This is a genomic window from Mesorhizobium norvegicum (assembly GCF_004919685.1).
Lineage (GTDB): Bacteria > Pseudomonadota > Alphaproteobacteria > Rhizobiales > Rhizobiaceae > Mesorhizobium > Mesorhizobium norvegicum.
Window position 1 is genome coordinate 103,240 of record NZ_SMYZ01000089.1, and the last position, 16,473, is coordinate 119,712.

The following is a 16,473-nucleotide window of genomic DNA, read 5'->3' on the forward strand; positions in this document are numbered from 1 at the left end:
CATCTCATGAGCCTCAAGAACATCTGCCTCGGGGCGCTCGCTCTTGCCATGGTCAGCGGCACGGCATTTGCCGGCGCTCTCGATGAACCGGACAACATGGCACCGTTCTTCACCGACGCGGGCATGAAAACCATGAAGCCCAAGGCCGAATTCAAGGCCGCCTGGGATTCGATGGCGAAGGACAAGCAGGGCGCGATGATGAAGGAATGCCAGGACGCGGCGATGAGCAAGCCGCATGCGGAGTTCTGCGCGAACCTGCAGGCGCTCGGCGGCGCCAACTGATTTTGCCGCGATCGGGCCGAGGCCCGATCTTTTGTTGCCAAACGACCAATGGCGGGCTCGCAGGCCCGCCATCGTTTCGGTAGGCGGCAGCTTTATCCGCCGGCGCCGTCGTCCATCATGGTGCCGGTCAGCGCCTCATAGGCAGTGCTGCACGTCCGGGACTGGGGGCAATTCCTGACAATCAGCACGGGCGCCACTGTCAGGACCGCGGCGATCAAAATCTGCAGGCCGAGACCCGGCACTCCAAATCCCTTGCCGAAAAGACCTCTGCACAGAAAATACAGGCCTTGTCCCAGGCAGGCTGTGGCGAGGATGTGCAGGAGCGGGCCGGTCGCTCGGGCAAAGGGCGTCACGTAGCCGTCCGGGAAGCCCACCATGCCGAGTTCGACAAACCAGTGCGAAGCGAGCAGGAGACTGAGCCCTGCCCAGGCCAGAGCCGCCACGCGAAGGAAGACGGATTGCATGCCTCGACCCAAATTGGTGACCCCTGCGCCCACTTTCGGGCAATGCCTCGGGAAGCAAGCGGCTCAACCGGCGGTAACGAGGTTTGATCATCTCAACCTCTTATAGTTAATGCGCCCTTAACCTTCCCGCCGATAGTCTGACACCCGAATCTGCCGGAGTGCGCCACGCATCCGGCGAGTCCATGACAGACGGGGAAGAGCATGCGTTCAGGGGCTTCAGCACCGCTCGCGCTGGCCGATACGGGGCACGGCATCCAGGCGTTCGCGCGGCGTCAGGTCGGGCGGCTGGTCGGCGCCGGGCTGTTCTTGGCTGTAGCCTTTGGCGTCGCTAGCCTCGCCACCTGGAACGTCGCCGATCCGAGCTTCTCCCACGCGACGAACAACACCGTCACCAACGCCATGGGCTATGCGGGTGCGGTGTTCTCCGACCTCGCCATGCAGTTCTTCGGCCTCGCCGCGGTTGCGGCCCTGGTTCCGGCCGTCATCTGGGGCTTCCTGCTGTTTTCCGCGCGCGGCGTCGACAGGCTGCCCAAACGCGGGCTGTCCTGGTTCGGCTTCGCGCTGCTGGCCGCTGCAATGGCCGGCTGCGTCGTGCCGCCCAAGACCTGGCCGCTGCCCACCGGCCTCGGCGGCGTGTTCGGCGACATGGTGCTGAAGATCCCCAGCGTCGTCATCGGCGGCTATCCGACCGGGCTGATCGCCAGCATCATCGCCATCCTGCTGGCCGCACCCGCGCTGTGGCTCTTTGCCCTTGGCTCGGCGCTGATCGGACGCAAGAACGGCTTCGCCGTCATGGAGGACGAGCCTGCCGTCGATCCGCGCGAGGACGAGCTTTTGTTCGACAATGACGAGGACGAAGGCGACGAAGGTATCCTGGCGCTCGGGGCAATTACGCATTGGTGGCTCTCGTTCCGCGCGTGGATGCACCGCCGCGCCGTACGCCGCAGGCAGGAGCGGGACGAGTACGAACCGGAGATGGAGCAGCGCTCCACCGCCTGGCGGCGCGCCGCCGAACGGGTCGAATCGGCCGAGTTCGCCGAGCAGCGGATGAGCCCGGATGGCCGCGCCCGCGTCGAGCCCGAATTCTTCGCCGCCATGGTCAATGACCGCAGCGCCTCGCTCGACCCCGACGATGCCGATATCTTCGAAGCCGACGACGACATGGATTTCGAGCCGGAACACGAGCCCGTCAGCCAGCGGCGCGGCGCACCGACCGCCAGGGTCCAGCCGTTCCGCTCCGATGCCGCCACCCGCGTCGAGGCGCCGGCGGCGCGCCCCGTGCCCGGCGCCCGCGTCCAGCGCGAGGCGCAGACATCGCTGATCGGCTCGGAAAAATTCGAAATGCCGTCGCTGCATTTCCTGTCCGAGCCGAAGAACGTGGTGCGCGACGCCAGCCTGTCCAAGGATGCGCTGGAGCAGAATGCCCGCTTGCTCGAAGGCGTTTTGGAGGATTTCGGCGTCAAGGGCGAGATCATCGCCGTCCGTCCGGGTCCGGTGGTCACCCTCTATGAGCTCGAACCGGCGCCCGGCATCAAATCGTCGCGGGTCATCGGCCTGTCCGACGACATCGCCCGCTCGATGAGCGCCATCGCCTGCCGCGTCGCCGTGGTGCCCGGCCGCAACGCCATCGGCATCGAACTGCCCAACGCCAAGCGCGAAACCGTCTATCTCAGGGAGATCTTGGCCAGCCGCGATTTCGAGACGACGAAGGCCAAGCTGGCGCTGGCGCTGGGCAAGACCATCAATGGCGAGGCGGTCATCGTCGACATCGCCAAGATGCCGCACGTGCTGGTCGCCGGCACCACGGGCTCAGGCAAGTCGGTCGCCATCAACACCATGATCCTGTCGCTGCTCTACAGGCTGACGCCGCAGGATTGCCGGCTGATCATGATCGATCCGAAGATGCTGGAACTCTCGGTCTATGACGGCATCCCGCATCTGCTCACGCCCGTTGTCACCGATCCGAAGAAGGCGGTGGTGGCGCTGAAATGGACCGTGCGCGAGATGGAGGACCGCTACCGCAAGATGTCCAAGGTCGGCGTGCGCAACATCGATGGTTTCAATGCCCGCGTCAGCCAGGCGGACAAGAAGGGCGAGAAGATCTCGCGCACCGTGCAGACCGGCTTCGACCGCCAGACTGGCGAGGCGATCTACGAGACCGAGAACCTCGATCTCGAGCCGATGCCCTATATCGTCGTCATCATCGACGAGATGGCCGACCTGATGATGGTCGCCGGCAAGGACATCGAGGGTGCCGTGCAGCGCCTGGCGCAGATGGCGCGCGCCGCCGGCATCCACGTCATCATGGCCACGCAGCGCCCTTCGGTCGACGTCATCACCGGCACCATCAAGGCCAATTTCCCGACCCGCATCTCCTTCCAGGTGACATCGAAGATCGATAGCCGCACCATTCTGGGCGAGCAGGGCGCCGAGCAGCTGCTCGGCATGGGCGACATGCTCTACATGGCCGGCGGCGGCCGTATCCAGCGCGTGCACGGCCCGTTCGTCGCCGATGAAGAGGTCGAGAAGATCGTCGCGCATCTGAAGCTGCAGGGCGTGCCCGAATATCTCGACGCCATCACCGAGGATGACGGCGAGGACGACGACGAGCCGTCCGGCAAGGGTGGTTCCGGCGGCGGTGGCGGCAACAGCAATTTCGAGGATTCCGACGATCCTTACGATCAGGCGGTTTCCGTGGTGCTGCGCGACGGCAAGGCCTCGACCAGCTATATCCAGCGCCGGCTGGGCATCGGCTACAACCGTGCCGCCTCGATCATCGAGAAGATGGAGAAAGAGGGGATTGTCGGCCCGGCCAACCATGCCGGCAAGCGCGAAATCCTGGTGCCGACCGAAGAGGACAAGTTCTGATCAGAAGGCCTGACCCTTGTGACATCCCGGTCTCGCAACCTTGAACCATTCAAGACGTTGAAGCGACTGAGGGACGCCTGACCCGCCAAACTTCAGCCTAACTGGGGGTCCAAGCACACAACAACTCAGGAATCAGATGAGAGTGACCGACATGAAAAATGATCCTTCAGCGCTCAGCAAGTTTGCTCCCTCCCGGCGTCAGTTGCTGGGCCTCGGCTTGGCGTTTGCTGGGGCGGCAGCCTTCAACGCGGTGCCCGGCTTCCAGGTGCTGGCTTCGGCGCAAGCGGCCGTACCGGCCGCGGCACAGAAGATCGCCGACCATTTCTCCTCGGTCAAATCGATGAGCGGCGAATTCGTGCAGTTCGGCCCCAAGGGCGAGCAGACCGGCGGCAAGTTCTTCCTCGAACGGCCGGGCAAGATCCGCTTCAACTATGACGGCTCTTCGAACTTCCGGGTGATTTCAGACGGCAAATCGGTGGTCATCCTGAACAAGAAGCTCAACACGTCCGATCTCTATCCGTTGTCGAAGACGCCTCTGAAGTTGCTGCTCGACACCAGGATCGACCTCTCCGGCGACCGCGTCAAAAGCGTCAAGCAAGAGGATGACCTCACCACCATCCAGCTCGCCGACAAATCCGTGTTCGGCAATTCGAAGATCACGATGATGTTCGATCCGAAAACCTTTGATTTGCGACAGTGGACGATCACCGACGCGCAGGGCAAGGACACAACGGTGATGATCTTCAACACCAAGGAAGGCGTCAGCTTCGCCCCCGATACTTTCGCCATCGACTACACGGCGAATCGCGAGCTCAACACCAACAAGTCGCGCTAGCCCTGTCGTTATAGCTGTGGAAAGCACCGGGCCGCGCCTCGTGGGGCGTTGGCCGGCTTGTCTTTGCGGCTCGCGGCTGGCAGTTTCCCGAACTGACTCCGTCAAAAGGCGTCTTCCCCGTCAGGATCCATCGGTTCTGGCCGGCCGTACGCTGTCCTGGATTGCCAATGCCCTTCTCCATCGCCACCTGGAACATCAACTCCGTTCGGCTGCGCATGCCGATCGTCGAGCGCCTGCTCGTCGAGCATGCGCCTGACGTGCTCTGCCTGCAGGAAACCAAGGTTCCAGACGAGCTGTTTCCCGAAAAGGCCTTCCGCAAGCTCGGCTACGAGCACATCGCCTTCCATGGCCAGAAGGGCTACCACGGCGTCGCGACGGTGGCGCGGCGGCCGATCGAGGTGGTCGAGAAGCGGCGCTTCTGCGAGATCGAGGACAGCCGGCACCTTTCGGTGACGGTGCGGGCCGGCGGCAAGGCGATCCTGCTGCACAATTTCTACGTTCCGGCGGGCGGCGACGAACCGGATCCTGTCATCAACAGGAAGTTCAAGCACAAGCTCGATTTCGTCGCCGAGATGAATGCCATCCGGGCCGAGCATGACGAGGTGTCCGGCTCGGTGCTGGTCGGCGACCTCAACATCGCCCCGCTCGAACACGACGTCTGGTCGCACAAGCAATTGCTCAACGTGGTCAGCCACACGCCGGTCGAGACGGAAAATTTCGAGGCGATGCGTCTCGCCGGCAACTGGGTCGACCTGATGCGGCTCAACGTGCCGCATGAGCAGAAGCTCTACACCTGGTGGAGTTACCGCGCGCAGGACTGGGAAGCGTCGAACCGCGGCCGGCGGCTCGACCATGTCTGGTCGTCGCCGAATCTGGTGCCCAGCTTTTCCGGCTACGAGATCCTGCGCCTGGCGCGCGGCTGGGAGCGCCCCTCGGACCATGTGCCTGTCATCGCGCGGTTCGATCTGGATTAGGTCTGTCGATATTCAGGTGAGGCCGGCCTGACGCTGCACCCAAACGGTTCAGACGACGCGCTTCAAGTCCTTGTCGTTGCGCATGTCCCCGTCCCAGGACTGCTGCGTTGACAGGTGTTCCGCCGCGTTATCCGGCAGATGGAGGTGGTCGCGGTGGCGCACCGCCAGCATGCGTTGCGCCGCTTCGATGATTATCGGCGCCGGGACATTGGCGACCAAGCCGGTTGAACTTGCATGGCGGGATGCAATGACGTCCACATTGTTCGAAAGCGGCCTCCAGCGTGCCATGCTGGCACCGCCACTGACGATGATCATCGGTGTCATCACCGTAGCCATCAGATGCGCCGTACCGCCTTCGGCGCCAATGTAGAGATCGGCAAACTCTCCGAGCGCAAGCAGAACGTCGCTGACATTGACGCCCTCGACCGTAGTGGAATCGACAAGCAGCAATTTCGGCACGCGTTGGGCCAGTTCAGCCATATCGGGGCCGTCACCCGGGGTTTTCACATAGATGAGGTTTGCACCGTCGGCGATCATGCTGGCGGATACCGCGACAACCTGATCCGCGGTCAATCGCTTGCCGCCGTCACCATGCGCCGCGATGATGATCAATGGAGCATGCTTGCCGCCCGCCAGGGTCCTGGCCGCAGCCCGGGCGGCCGGGGTGGGCTCCAGCCGATGGTCGAAAGGCAACCGTTTGCCCGCAAGACGCTCGATGAGGCGGTGGTAGCGCCATGCGTTGCGCTCGGGGCGTGCTTCGGGCTTCTGACCCGGGCGCCAGGAAAGGGCGAAAGCCGGGAAGTTCGCTTCATAGGCAATGCCGCGGCCGAGCAGCGAGCCCCAGGTCTGAATCAGCCAGCGCCCCGAGATGCGGAAATCGACAACGGCCAATCGCCCCTTGCCCTTGCGGTGGTTGGCCACCAGATGCATCAGGGGCGTCCGCACATTGATCGCATCGACAAGGTGATCGACATGGCGATTGAGGACATGTTCAAGGGTTGATGACCCGGTGGTTCCGTAGACGATAAAACTGTCGGGGAATGCCGTTCTGGCAGCGCGCAAGGCCGGAATCCGGACCAATCCGTCGCCGAACGCGTCATTGCGGGAATACAAGATAATCGTCTCGTACCGAGCTGGCAGCATGCCTCGCTCCCCCAGGAGCCTGGTGGTGACGGTGCCTGCTAGGCCGCCCGCCTTCGAGGTTCTGTAGGATTTCACCTCTTGCCTGTCAACGGAACCTCGACGCTCAGGTCCGGGCAGCGGGATGATCACCTTGTCGGCGTTCGTCCCACTCCGGCCGCAGTTGCGCCATGACCAGCTCGTCACGGTGCACGCCCTTGAAAAACGCGCTGCCGCGCGCAATGCCCTCAGCCGTGAAGCCGACAGCTTCGTAGGCGCGCCGGGCGCGATGATTGTCCGGGAAAAGGCCAATGCAGAGCCGGTAGGCGTCGGTCTCGACGAAAACCCGATCGACCGCCGCCGCCAACAGCATTCTGCCGTGGCCTTGTCCTGGTGCGACGACGGCGATGCGCTTGACCAGCGTAAGGCGCTCGGCCGAGGCCCATTGGCGAAGGATCACGAAGCCGATCGGCTCGGACCCGTCGACACCGACAAAATAGGCATGGCTGCCGTCGAAAAGGGCCTCGCGATGACGCGCTTCGTCCCAGCGCCCGACCAAGGCATCATAGCCCTCGCGCCGTTCGGTCGCCATGATGAAGGGCAGGTCATTTTCGCCAGCGCGTACAAGCTGGAAGTTCATCTGCGCCTCAGTCGGTGAAGCGCGGCGCCAGTTCTTCGATGCGGCGGATCATCGCCTGGAAATCCTCCAGGATGCGCTGGTGTAACTGCACCGCCACTTCCGGATATTCCTCCAGGATGCGGCGGAACATCTTGCGGCTGAGCCGTATCACTTCCGAATCGATTTCGGCCGACGCGCTGGTCAGCCGGTTGGTGTCGGCGATCAATGCCAGTTCGCTCAGGATCGTACCGGGGCCGGCGGTGCCTATCGGAATGCGTTCGCCATCGTGCTCCCGATAGAGCACGATGCGCCCGCTGACGACGATATAGGCCGAATCGGCCTCGTCCTCCTCGCGGTAAAGCTTGTGGTTTGCGCTCAGCCTGGTGTTCTCGGCGCCAAAGGCGAGCAGGCGCAACTGTTCCTGCGTGAAGCCCTCGAAGAGCCTCACGGCGGACAGGATGCGGATGTCGTCATCCAGCGCCATCTAGCTATGTCCCCGAACCGACAGTCCGACTCCTCCTCTGCGAGTTCGATCCAAACCACCTCCAGCTTCAGGACCGTACCCGAAAAGCGTCCCCGCCCGACCGCTCATTGGATAATGAAATGTTTAAGGAACCAGCTTGTAGCCGCCGCTTTCTGTCACAAGAATTTCCGCATTGGAAGGATCGCGCTCGATCTTCTGGCGCAGCCGATAGACATGGGTTTCCAGCGTGTGCGTGGTGACGCCGGAATTGTAGCCCCACACTTCCTCGAGCAGCACGTCGCGCGTCACCACCTTCTGGTCGGCGCGATAGAGATATTTGATGATCGAGGCCTCCTTCTCCGTCAGCCGCACCTTGCCGCCGCGCGGGTCGAGTAGCAGTTTCTGGCTGGGCTTGAAGGTGTAGGGTCCGACCGAGAAGGTGGCGTCCTCGCTCTGCTCATGCTGGCGCAATTGCGCCCGAATGCGTGCAAGCAGCACTGCGAAGCGGAACGGCTTCGTCACATAGTCGTTGGCGCCGGCCTCGAGACCGAGAATCGTATCGGAATCGGTGTCGTGGCCGGTGAGCATGATGATGGGCGCCTTGTAGCCGCCCTTGCGCAGGATCTTCACCGCTTCGCGGCCATCCATGTCGGGCAGCCCGACATCCATGATGAGCAGATCGATGAGGCCGCCGCGCGCGGCGGCGACACCTTTTGCCGCAGTCGATTCCTGCAGCACGTCGAATTCCTCGTAAAGGGATAATTGCTCGACCAGTGTGCCGCGCAGGTCGTCATCGTCGTCGACGATCAGAATGGTGCGTGAAGTCATGGATCAATCCGTTGTTTTGAAAAGAAAATTCAGTTGACCGCTGCCTGTTTATGCGGAAGCTGACCGACACAACAGCCGATCACAGTGATTTGTTCCGTGGCCCGATCATACAAGAAAAAACACGATCGCAATGCAGCCGGCGCAATTTTGCGAAAAGGGCTGCGCGTGCTGACCGTGCGGGCCAGGCCTGGCCATCCAAGCCAAGGGCTGCTGCAGGCGGGCAGAACGGTGTTTGCGTGTGCGCTGGGGCGCGGCGGCATCTCGTCCGGCAAGCGCGAAGGCGACGGCGCCACGCCGCTGGCCGCGATGCGGATCCTGTCGGGATATTTCCGGGGAGATCAGTTCTCCAGCGGACGCAAGACCCGTCTGGCGATGACGCCGATCGGGCCTGATCTGGGTTGGTGCGAAGTGCCTGACGACCGCAACTACAACAGGCCGGTCAAGATTCCCTATGGCGCCAGCCACGAACGCATGCGGCGCGACGACCGGCTCTACGACGCCTGCCTGGTGCTCGACTGGAACCTGTCGCCACGCCGGCGCGGGCGCGGCAGCGCCATCTTCTTCCACCTGGCGCGCGCCGGCTTCACGCCGACGCAAGGCTGTGTGGCTGTCACGGCGCAAACGATGGCGCGGCTGCTGCCGCTGCTGTCGGATCGGACTGTGGTGAGGGTGGTGAGGTAGGCAGTAGGCAGTAGGCAGTAGGCAGTAGGCAGTAGGGCTACCTGTCGGCGCTGACTTGATTTTCCCTACTGCCTATTTCCTACTGCCTATTCCCTGACGCGGCTGCTGCCAGCCGATGTCGAGCAGGCCGAGGCGGCCCATCTCGCGGTCCATGGCGCGTGTGATGTCCTTGCGCCTGGCGCCAACGTCGCGCAGTTGCCGATCCGACAGGTCTTCGACGTTCTGGTGCGGGAGATTGATCGCGACCCTGGCGTGACGCAACCAGTCGAGGGCCTCGGTCAGCCAGTTCGGTCGGGGTGTCGATGACTTCAAAACGATGATGGACATGGTGTGATCCGGTCTCTCCGGATATCAAATCCGGCTTGATGATGTTTCGATGGTGGGATTATGCCGGATTGAAATCCCTGCGAGAAACGAGTAGTTTTCTCTGGATCGTCAAGTTTTATTTGAGGATAGAGTGGCCCGCCTGCTGCCTGGAACTCGCGCCTTGAGGACGCTGGAAGCAGCGGCCCGGCACCTCAATTTCACCCGCGCCGCCGATGAGCTGGGCCTGACGCCAGCCGCCGTCAGCCACCAGATCAAGGAAATCGAGGATCAGCTCGGACTGGTGCTGTTTACGCGCACCAGCCGCACCATCCGGCTGACCGAGGCGGGCACGGTGCTGTTCGAGGCCTCGACCGACGCGCTCGACCTGCTTGGCCGGGCCGTTTCGCGGGCGCAAAAGCTGACGCGCGGCACGGCGCTGCTGAAAGTGACGCTGGATGCGCAGTTCGCGACAAAATGGCTGATGCGGCGCGTCGATGATTTTCGCAAGCATCAGCCGGGCATCGACCTCCGCTTCGACATCACCTATGAAGTGCGCGACTTCGACCTGGACGACGTCGATATCGGCATCCGTTTCGGCGCCGGCAAATATCCGGGCCTCTGCACCCACCGGCTGTTCGACAACGTCATCATTCCGGTCTGCAGCCCGGCCCTGTTGCGGGGGGCGTTACCGTTGAAGGAACCGCGCGACCTCTTCCATCACACGCTCGCCCATATCGAATGGTCCCGCCTCGGTATCATATGGCCGAACTGGCGCATGTGGATGGCGGCCGCCGGCGTTGACGATTTCGACGACAGCCGGACGATCGTCTTCGTCAATTCCTCCGATGCCGTGCAGGCGGCGCTCGACGGCAATGCCGTCGCGCTGGCCGATTTCTTCATGGTGGCGCACGACCTTTCCGAGGGCAGGCTGGTGCAACCGTTCGAACTGGGCATCAAGGTTACGCCCGACTTCGCCTATCACGTCGTCTATCCCGTCGAATCCGCGAATGATGCCAGGATCATCGCCTTCAGGGACTGGATCCTGAACGAAGTCCACAATCCGCAGCCCGACCCGACGCTTCGCAGCTGGGATGCGTTCTAGAGCAATTCCAGGAAAAGTGTGAAACGGTTTTCCGTCAGGAATTGCGTCAAAACAAAGAGCTCTAGGCAGCCTCTCCGTCAGCCGTAGGCGCTCAGCCCGCCGCTTCCGCCGCCGCGCCGAACCAGCCGATCACAGCACCGATGATCAGCAGCACACCGAGCCAGTGGCCGCCGTCGATGAGGGTCAGGTCCCAGCCGAAATTCTCATAGCGGTGGTTGACCGAGAGCGTCGTGGCGACGAAGCCCAGCCAAAGCACAAAACCGAAGACCAGGCCGGCAAGCAGTGTCGGCTCGCCGCCGGTCATCGCGCCGACGACCAGGGCCATAATGTAGGCCATGACCAGTTCGGCGATGAAGCTGATGACGAAGGGCAGCGGCGATCTCTTCATCGTGGCCGGGTCAAGCTTGGCGGCCTTCAGCCACGGCTTGCTCAGGCCCATGTACCAGACGGCGCCGAACAGCCATGCCACGATTGCGGCGGCGATCACCGCCAGCCAGTTTACCGCTGAAAAATCCATGATTTCCCCCTCCGATGCGGTGTGATGGAACGCCTGTTCGGCGATCGCGTCAAGCGAACCGCCAGACGGTCGTGCGCTTGACCAGGGAATCCTCCAGTGCCCGCGTGACGGGCACTTCATAGACCGCAAGCGGCTCCAGCCCTGCCTTTGGCATATACGACCGGCCGGGATCGCCGACGAGGATCTCGGCGCCACGCGCCTTCAGGGTTGCGAACCACGGCATCAGCAGGTCGGCGAAGGATTTGTCGTAGAAAACGTCGCCGGCCAGGATCACGTCCCAACCTGCATCGGTGCCGATGCAATCCGTGCCGAGGAATTCGATTGCGACATCGTTGGCCTCGCCATTGAGGCGGATCGCGGTCGCACAGAACGGATCGATGTCGGTGGCGATCACCTTGGCAGCACCTGCCTTGGCGGCGGCGATGGCGACAAGGCCGGAGCCGGAAGCGAAGTCGAGCACGCGCTTGCCCCGCACCGTGCCGGGATTGTCCAGGACATAGCGGGCAAGGCCCTGGCCGCCGGCCCAGGCAAAGGCCCAGAAGGGTGGCGGCAGGCCGATCTCGACCAGCTCATCCTCTGTCCGCTGCCACAGATCATGCGCCTCGTCGGCGAGGCGCAGAAAAATCTCCGGCACGTGCGGCGGCGTCATCAGCGCCGTGTTGTCGAGAATGAATTGTTTCGCGCTGTTGGGCGTCAGCGCCGTCACGGAGCAGGCGTCAGGCCGCCCATGCGGCAGACTTCCTTCCATTCGGCCGGCGTCACCGGCTGCACGGAAAGCCGCCCGAGCCGCACCAGCGCCATGTCGGCAAGCTTCGGATTGGCCTTGACCTCTTCCAGCGTCGGCGGGTTCGGCACATCCCTGACGGCGCGGATGTCGACGCATTCCCAGCGCGGATCGTCCGACGTGGTGTCTGGGTGGGCCAGCGCGCAGACTTCGGCGATGCCGACTACGTTCAGCCCCTCGTTGGAATGATAAAAGAAGCCGAGGTCGCCGATCTGCATCGCCTTCATGTTGTTGCGCGCGGCATAGTTGCGCACGCCGTCCCATTGCGTGCCAGCCTTGCCCTTGGCCTTCAGCATCTCGAAGGAGAACTTGAATGGCTCCGATTTGAACAGCCAGTGGTTCATTTCTTTTGCTCCTCCTTGCGGGTCATCCGCCAGCGACCGGAATTTAACTAGCCGCAGGCTTGTTGAACGTCCAGTTCCACGGGCGGATTTCGACGCTTTCGAACAGGCCGGCCTTGGCGTAGGGGTCGGCGGCCGACAGGGCCTGCGCACCGGCCATGTCGGGCGCCTCGATGACGACGAGGCTGCCATTGGGCTTGCCTTCGGCGTCAAGGAACGGACCGGCGAAAGCCAGCTTCTTGTCGCCGTTCAACCCTTCGAGAAAGGCGATATGCTCGGGCCGCGTGTCGAGGCGCACTTGCAGGCTTCCCGGCTTGTCCTTGCAAATCACAGCAAACAGCATGGTCTCTCTCCTGATCTTGGGATCAATCGTTGGTTTCGGTCTTCAGCGGCCGGGTCATCAGAGCGGTCACAGCCTGCCGGATGGTGATGGTGCCGTCCAGTATGGCGGCGACGGCGGCGATGATCGGGGCGTCGATGGCGCGCTCGGTGGCGATGCGGGCAGCGATCGCCGCCGTCGGCACGCCCTCGGCCAGCGGCAATCCGGCCAGCGGCTTGCCTTGCCCGAGCGCCAGCCCGTAGGCGAAATTGCGCGACTGGGTGGACGAGCAGGTCAGCAGCAGGTCGCCAAGGCCGGAAAGCCCCATCAAGGTCTCCGGCCTGGCGCCGAAGGCAGCGCCGATGCGGCGCAGTTCGACAAAGCCGCGCGTCACCATGGCGGCCTGGGCGCTGGCGCCGAGCCCGGCGCCGGTGACAGCACCCGCGGCGATGGCGAAGACGTTCTTCAAGGCGCCGCCGATTTCGACGCCGATCAGGTCGTCGCTCGAATAGCAGCGCAGGTTCTCGGCCGAAAAGCGGACAGCGAGATCGGCGGCCAATGCCTCGTCGCGGGCGGCGACCACAACGGCCGTCGGCAGGCCGCGGGCGACATCGGTGGCGAAGCTTGGACCCGACAAAGCGGCGACCGGATTTTGCGGCAGGATCTCTTCGACGATTGCCGACAGTAAGGCGCCCGTGTCGCGCTCGATGCCCTTGGCGCAGAGAACGAGCGGGATACCGGCCGGCATATGGTCCTTCGCGGCGGCCAGCGTTGCCCGCAACGCCTGCGCCGGGGTCACCGCCAGCACGCAATCGGCGCCGGCCAGTGCCACCTCGATGTCGCTCATCGCCTCGATGCCGGGCGCAATAGTGATGCCGGGCAGGTAGCGCGGGTTCTCGCCATGCCCGATCGAAGCGACGGTTTCAGGGTCGCGCGCGAACAGCCGTACCGAATGACCGGCGCGCAGCATCGCCAGCGCCAGCGCCGTGCCCCAGGCGCCGCCACCGAGCACGGTGACACGCCAGCCGCTTTTGCCCGGACTTTTCATATCCGGGTCAGTCATGCCTTGGCTCCGCGCCTGCCGGAGCCGACCATCGGTGTCGAGATGCTGTCCAGCGGCCATCGCGAGCGCGGCACGAAATCGAAGCCGTTCTCCTGCGCCATGCCGGCGCGCAGCCGCTCAACGCCCGCCCAAGCGATCATCGCCGCATTGTCGGTGCAGAGTTTCAGCGGCGGCGCAATGAAGGTGAAGCCGGCCTCGGCACAGAGTCGCTCAAGCATCGCCTTGATCGTGCGGTTGGCGGCGACACCGCCGGCCACGACGAGTGCCGGGTTCCTGGTGTCGGGAAATGTCCCCCGAAAGCGCGTCAGCGCGCGAGAAACGCGGTCGGCCAGCGCATCGGCGACCGCCGCCTGGAAGGAGGCGCAGATGTCGGCGACGTCCTGGTCGCTCAAGGGCTCAATCGCTGTCGCCGCCTGCCGCACGGCGGTCTTGAGGCCGGAGAAGGAGAAGTCGGGCTGCGCCGAGCCCTTCATCGGGCGCGGAAAGGCAAAGCGCGAGGCATTGCCGGCCTGTGCCGCCTTTTCGACATTCGGTCCACCGGGATAGGGCAGGCCGAGCATCTTGGCGGTCTTGTCGAAGGCTTCGCCGAGCGCGTCGTCGATGGTGGTTGCCCAGCGCTGATAGTCGCCGACGCCACGCACGGCGAGGATCTGCGTATGGCCGCCGGAAACCAGCAGCAGCAGATAGGGAAAATCGAGGCCGTCGGTCAGCCGTGCGGTCAAGGCATGGCCTTCGAGGTGGTTGATGGCGATCAGCGGCTTGTTTGCCGCAGCGGCGATCGCCTTGGCCGTCATCAGCCCGACGATCAGCCCGCCGACCAGGCCGGGACCGGCGGTGGCGGCAATCGCGTCGATATCGGCGAGCGCGACGCCCGAATCGGCAAGGGCCGCCTCGATGATGCCGTCCAGCGCCTCGACATGGGCGCGCGCCGCGATCTCCGGCACGACACCGCCGAATGCGGCATGTTCCTCGATCTGGCTGAGCACGATGTTGGACAGGATTTTTGGCGCGGCATCGCCATCCACCGCCACGACGCTGGCGGCGGTCTCGTCACAACTCGTCTCAATGCCCAGCACGCGGATCAATTCGTCGCTGTCCCTAAAGATTGTATCATGGGGCTTTCCCCGTTAGGAGAAGCCCGGAAAAGCCTCGCTTGCCGGGGGTTATCACGGACCGCGCGCCATGCAAACAATCTTGAGAATCGGAACACGCGGCAGCCCGCTGGCGCTGGCACAGGCGCAGGAAACGCAGGCGCGGCTGATGGCCGCGCACGGCATGCCGGCAGAAGCGTTCGAGGTCGTCGTCATCTCGACCAGCGGCGACCGCATCCAGGACCGGCCGCTGTCGGAAGCCGGCGGCAAGGGCCTGTTCACCAAGGAGATCGAGGAGGCGCTGCTGGCGGGCCGGATCGATATCGCCGTGCATTCGTCGAAGGACATGCCGACGCAACTGCCCGACGGTCTCGAACTCTCGGCCTTCTTGCCGCGCGAGGACGCGCGCGACGCCTTTGTCGGCAAGGCGGCGAAGAGGATCGCCGACCTGCCGCAGGGAGCGAAAGTCGGCTCGTCGTCGCTCAGGCGGCAGGCGCTGATCCGCCGCATGCGGCCCGATCTCGACGTGGTGATGTTCCGCGGCAATGTGCAGACGCGCCTGCGAAAGCTCGACGAAGGCGTCGCCGCCGGCACCATCCTCGCCTATGCCGGGCTGAAGCGGCTCGGGCTCGAGCATGTCGTCACCGACCTGATACCGCTCGACATCTTCCCGCCGGCGCCGGGGCAAGGCGCGATCTGCATCGAGACCCGTATCGGCGACCGCGATGTCGAAAAGATGCTGGTGGCAATCCATGATGTTCCGACCGGTCAGGCGCTGGCCTGCGAGCGCGCCTTCCTGGCGGCGCTGGATGGTTCCTGCCGCACACCGATCGCCGGCTATGCGGCGATCGAGGCTGGAAAGCTGTCTTTTGCCGGGCTGATCATTTCGCCCGACGGTACGCAGTCGCACACGGTCGAGCTGCAGGGGTCGGCGCAGGACGCCGCCCGTATCGGTGCCGAAGCAGCCAAGACGGTGCGGGCCAAGGCCGGCGAAAAGTTCTTCGACGGCTGGCTCTGAAATGCTTCGCGTCCTGGTGACGAGACCGGAACCGGGCGCCTCGCGCACGGCGCAGCAGCTTCGGGAAACGGGGTTTCAGCCGATTCTTTTGCCCCTCACCGAAACGGTGGCGCTGCCGGTCGATGCCGGACTGGTCCTGGACGCTGCCGTCGCCGTTGCCATCACCAGCGCCAATGCCGTGCGCCATGCGCCGGAAGAAGTCATCGCGGCGCTCGCCGCCTTACCTTGCCATGCCGTCGGTAAAAGGACGGCGGAAGCCGCGCGCAAAGCGGGGTTCTTGTCGGTCAGCGAGGGCCCAGGCAATGCCGAAGGTCTCGCTGACAGTCTTGCTGCTGATCTCTCGGGCAAGACCATTGTCTATCTCTGCGGACGCGTGCGGTTTCCGGCCTTCGAGCAAGAGCTCAAGGCGGCGAGTGTTCACGTCCACGCCGTCGAGACATATGACACGCTCCAGGTGGGTTATTCGGACGAAGCCATCCTCGAGCGTCTGTCTGGCCAATCCGCCGATGCGGTGCTGCTTTATTCAGTCAAGGCGGCTGCCGCGATACAAACCTTGGCCAGGCGGCCCGCTCTGCACAGGCTCTTTGAAAAAACATGGTTTTTCGCCCTTTCTGCGCGCATCGCGGCAGTCCTCGACGATACCGCCAGCGAAAGAATCCGCATTGCCGCACAGCCCGACGAGGAAGCGCTGCTGGCGCTTTTGCGAGCGTGAGCTGAGCCGCGTCATCACACCGCCCCTTTTCACCGCTTGGTGATGTGCTAGACCCTTTCTGAACCATCATGCGCCGCAGGGCGTTGA

The 16,473-nt window shown here is 63.8% G+C and carries 20 protein-coding genes; 8 read left to right on the forward strand and 12 right to left on the reverse strand.

Annotated features, from left to right (window positions below; all coding sequences use genetic code 11):
* Positions 1-6 precede the first annotated feature (6 nt).
* A complete protein-coding gene (locus tag FCU66_RS34025; protein WP_136618068.1) occupies positions 7-282 on the forward strand; it encodes a hypothetical protein in 276 nt (91 codons plus the stop codon).
* 92 nt (positions 283-374) lie between these two features.
* On the opposite strand, the gene FCU66_RS34030 is transcribed toward FCU66_RS34025, so the two are convergent.
* The gene (locus tag FCU66_RS34030) at positions 375-746 is read right to left on the reverse strand and encodes a hypothetical protein (protein ID WP_136618067.1); all 372 of its coding nucleotides are present in this window, start codon (positions 744-746) and stop codon (positions 375-377) included.
* Positions 747-947: 201 nt separating this feature from the next.
* Between FCU66_RS34030 and FCU66_RS34035 the strand changes: the two genes are divergently transcribed.
* The 3 genes from FCU66_RS34035 to FCU66_RS34045 all read left to right on the forward strand — a co-directional run bounded on the left by FCU66_RS34035 (position 948) and on the right by FCU66_RS34045 (position 5,423).
* Positions 948-3,614 (forward strand): DNA translocase FtsK, encoded by a 2,667-nt coding sequence (locus tag FCU66_RS34035; RefSeq protein ID WP_136618066.1) that lies wholly within the window; start codon positions 948-950, stop codon positions 3,612-3,614.
* Positions 3,615-3,765: 151 nt separating this feature from the next.
* A complete protein-coding gene (locus FCU66_RS34040) occupies positions 3,766-4,449 on the forward strand; it encodes an outer-membrane lipoprotein carrier protein LolA (protein ID WP_136618089.1) in 684 nt (227 codons plus the stop codon).
* A 167-nt stretch (positions 4,450-4,616) separates the two neighbouring features.
* Entirely contained in the window at positions 4,617-5,423 is an 807-nt protein-coding gene (locus FCU66_RS34045; RefSeq protein ID WP_023760940.1) for an exodeoxyribonuclease III, read from the forward strand.
* Between the two features lie 48 nt (positions 5,424-5,471).
* Here FCU66_RS34045 and FCU66_RS34050 read toward each other — a convergent pair whose 3' ends face one another.
* From FCU66_RS34050 to FCU66_RS34065, 4 genes are all read right to left on the reverse strand, one after another.
* Complete coding sequence (locus FCU66_RS34050) at positions 5,472-6,566, reverse strand: glycosyltransferase family 9 protein (RefSeq protein ID WP_136618065.1); 1,095 nt, start codon at positions 6,564-6,566, stop codon at positions 5,472-5,474.
* A gap of 103 nt (positions 6,567-6,669) precedes the next feature.
* The gene (locus FCU66_RS34055) at positions 6,670-7,182 is read right to left on the reverse strand and encodes a GNAT family N-acetyltransferase (protein ID WP_136618064.1); all 513 of its coding nucleotides are present in this window, start codon (positions 7,180-7,182) and stop codon (positions 6,670-6,672) included.
* Positions 7,183-7,189: 7 nt separating this feature from the next.
* Positions 7,190-7,645, reverse strand: a complete 456-nt coding sequence (locus tag FCU66_RS34060; RefSeq protein ID WP_136618063.1) for a Crp/Fnr family transcriptional regulator — start codon at positions 7,643-7,645, stop codon at positions 7,190-7,192.
* 123 nt (positions 7,646-7,768) lie between these two features.
* Positions 7,769-8,452: a response regulator transcription factor gene (locus FCU66_RS34065; protein ID WP_013528898.1), complete on the reverse strand. Its 684-nt coding sequence runs from the start codon at positions 8,450-8,452 to the stop codon at positions 7,769-7,771.
* A gap of 165 nt (positions 8,453-8,617) precedes the next feature.
* On the opposite strand from FCU66_RS34065, the gene FCU66_RS34070 reads away from it, so the two are divergent.
* Positions 8,618-9,133: a L,D-transpeptidase family protein gene (locus FCU66_RS34070; RefSeq protein ID WP_168991879.1), complete on the forward strand. Its 516-nt coding sequence runs from the start codon at positions 8,618-8,620 to the stop codon at positions 9,131-9,133.
* A gap of 72 nt (positions 9,134-9,205) precedes the next feature.
* Here the strand turns inward: FCU66_RS34070 and FCU66_RS34075 are convergent, their stop codons facing one another.
* Positions 9,206-9,460 (reverse strand): hypothetical protein, encoded by a 255-nt coding sequence (locus tag FCU66_RS34075; protein WP_136618061.1) that lies wholly within the window; start codon positions 9,458-9,460, stop codon positions 9,206-9,208.
* 130 nt (positions 9,461-9,590) lie between these two features.
* On the opposite strand from FCU66_RS34075, the gene gcvA reads away from it, so the two are divergent.
* Positions 9,591-10,541, forward strand: coding sequence for a transcriptional regulator GcvA (gene gcvA, locus FCU66_RS34080; RefSeq protein WP_136618060.1), 951 nt, complete (start codon positions 9,591-9,593; stop codon positions 10,539-10,541).
* 91 nt (positions 10,542-10,632) lie between these two features.
* Here the strand turns inward: gcvA and FCU66_RS34085 are convergent, their stop codons facing one another.
* The 6 genes from FCU66_RS34085 to tsaD are packed head-to-tail and all read right to left on the reverse strand — an operon-like array spanning position 10,633 to position 14,647.
* On the reverse strand, positions 10,633-11,058 hold the full coding sequence (locus tag FCU66_RS34085) for a DUF1761 domain-containing protein (protein WP_136618059.1): 426 nt from the start codon (positions 11,056-11,058) through the stop codon (positions 10,633-10,635).
* 49 nt (positions 11,059-11,107) lie between these two features.
* Positions 11,108-11,806, reverse strand: coding sequence for a class I SAM-dependent methyltransferase (locus FCU66_RS34090; RefSeq protein ID WP_181956581.1), 699 nt, complete (start codon positions 11,804-11,806; stop codon positions 11,108-11,110).
* Complete coding sequence (locus tag FCU66_RS34095) at positions 11,761-12,186, reverse strand: EVE domain-containing protein (RefSeq protein WP_136618058.1); 426 nt, start codon at positions 12,184-12,186, stop codon at positions 11,761-11,763. Before FCU66_RS34095 ends, FCU66_RS34090 begins: the two co-directional genes overlap by 46 nt.
* 43 nt (positions 12,187-12,229) lie before the next feature.
* Positions 12,230-12,526, reverse strand: coding sequence for a YciI-like protein (locus FCU66_RS34100; protein ID WP_136618057.1), 297 nt, complete (start codon positions 12,524-12,526; stop codon positions 12,230-12,232).
* 22 nt (positions 12,527-12,548) lie between these two features.
* Positions 12,549-13,565: an NAD(P)H-dependent glycerol-3-phosphate dehydrogenase gene (locus FCU66_RS34105; RefSeq protein ID WP_136618056.1), complete on the reverse strand. Its 1,017-nt coding sequence runs from the start codon at positions 13,563-13,565 to the stop codon at positions 12,549-12,551.
* Positions 13,562-14,647 carry a tRNA (adenosine(37)-N6)-threonylcarbamoyltransferase complex transferase subunit TsaD gene (tsaD, locus tag FCU66_RS34110; protein ID WP_181956583.1) on the reverse strand — a complete coding sequence of 362 codons (1,086 nt, stop codon included), beginning with the start codon at positions 14,645-14,647 and terminating at the stop codon, positions 13,562-13,564. The genes FCU66_RS34105 and tsaD overlap by 4 nt, the downstream gene beginning before the upstream one ends.
* 100 nt (positions 14,648-14,747) lie before the next feature.
* Between tsaD and hemC the strand changes: the two genes are divergently transcribed.
* Positions 14,748-15,674 carry a hydroxymethylbilane synthase gene (gene hemC / locus FCU66_RS34115; protein WP_136618054.1) on the forward strand — a complete coding sequence of 309 codons (927 nt, stop codon included), beginning with the start codon at positions 14,748-14,750 and terminating at the stop codon, positions 15,672-15,674.
* A gap of 1 nt (position 15,675) precedes the next feature.
* Positions 15,676-16,386 (forward strand): uroporphyrinogen-III synthase, encoded by a 711-nt coding sequence (locus FCU66_RS34120; RefSeq protein WP_136618053.1) that lies wholly within the window; start codon positions 15,676-15,678, stop codon positions 16,384-16,386.
* The last annotated feature ends 87 nt before the right edge of the window (positions 16,387-16,473 follow it).

Coding starts and splice junctions, on each gene's coding strand:
- FCU66_RS34025 (WP_136618068.1), top strand. CDS start 7: ATGAGCCTCAAGAACATCTGCCTCGGGGCGCTCGCTCTTGCCATGGTC.
- FCU66_RS34030 (WP_136618067.1), bottom strand. CDS start 746: ATGCAATCCGTCTTCCTTCGCGTGGCGGCTCTGGCCTGGGCAGGGCTC.
- FCU66_RS34035 (WP_136618066.1), top strand. CDS start 948: ATGCGTTCAGGGGCTTCAGCACCGCTCGCGCTGGCCGATACGGGGCAC.
- FCU66_RS34040 (WP_136618089.1), top strand. CDS start 3,766: ATGAAAAATGATCCTTCAGCGCTCAGCAAGTTTGCTCCCTCCCGGCGT.
- FCU66_RS34045 (WP_023760940.1), top strand. CDS start 4,617: ATGCCCTTCTCCATCGCCACCTGGAACATCAACTCCGTTCGGCTGCGC.
- FCU66_RS34050 (WP_136618065.1), bottom strand. CDS start 6,566: ATGCTGCCAGCTCGGTACGAGACGATTATCTTGTATTCCCGCAATGAC.
- FCU66_RS34055 (WP_136618064.1), bottom strand. CDS start 7,182: ATGAACTTCCAGCTTGTACGCGCTGGCGAAAATGACCTGCCCTTCATC.
- FCU66_RS34060 (WP_136618063.1), bottom strand. CDS start 7,645: ATGGCGCTGGATGACGACATCCGCATCCTGTCCGCCGTGAGGCTCTTC.
- FCU66_RS34065 (WP_013528898.1), bottom strand. CDS start 8,452: ATGACTTCACGCACCATTCTGATCGTCGACGACGATGACGACCTGCGC.
- FCU66_RS34075 (WP_136618061.1), bottom strand. CDS start 9,460: ATGTCCATCATCGTTTTGAAGTCATCGACACCCCGACCGAACTGGCTG.
- FCU66_RS34085 (WP_136618059.1), bottom strand. CDS start 11,058: ATGGATTTTTCAGCGGTAAACTGGCTGGCGGTGATCGCCGCCGCAATC.
- FCU66_RS34090 (WP_181956581.1), bottom strand. CDS start 11,806: ATGGAAGGAAGTCTGCCGCATGGGCGGCCTGACGCCTGCTCCGTGACG.
- FCU66_RS34095 (WP_136618058.1), bottom strand. CDS start 12,186: ATGAACCACTGGCTGTTCAAATCGGAGCCATTCAAGTTCTCCTTCGAG.
- FCU66_RS34100 (WP_136618057.1), bottom strand. CDS start 12,526: ATGCTGTTTGCTGTGATTTGCAAGGACAAGCCGGGAAGCCTGCAAGTG.
- FCU66_RS34105 (WP_136618056.1), bottom strand. CDS start 13,565: ATGACTGACCCGGATATGAAAAGTCCGGGCAAAAGCGGCTGGCGTGTC.
- hemC (WP_136618054.1), top strand. CDS start 14,748: ATGCAAACAATCTTGAGAATCGGAACACGCGGCAGCCCGCTGGCGCTG.
- FCU66_RS34120 (WP_136618053.1), top strand. CDS start 15,676: ATGCTTCGCGTCCTGGTGACGAGACCGGAACCGGGCGCCTCGCGCACG.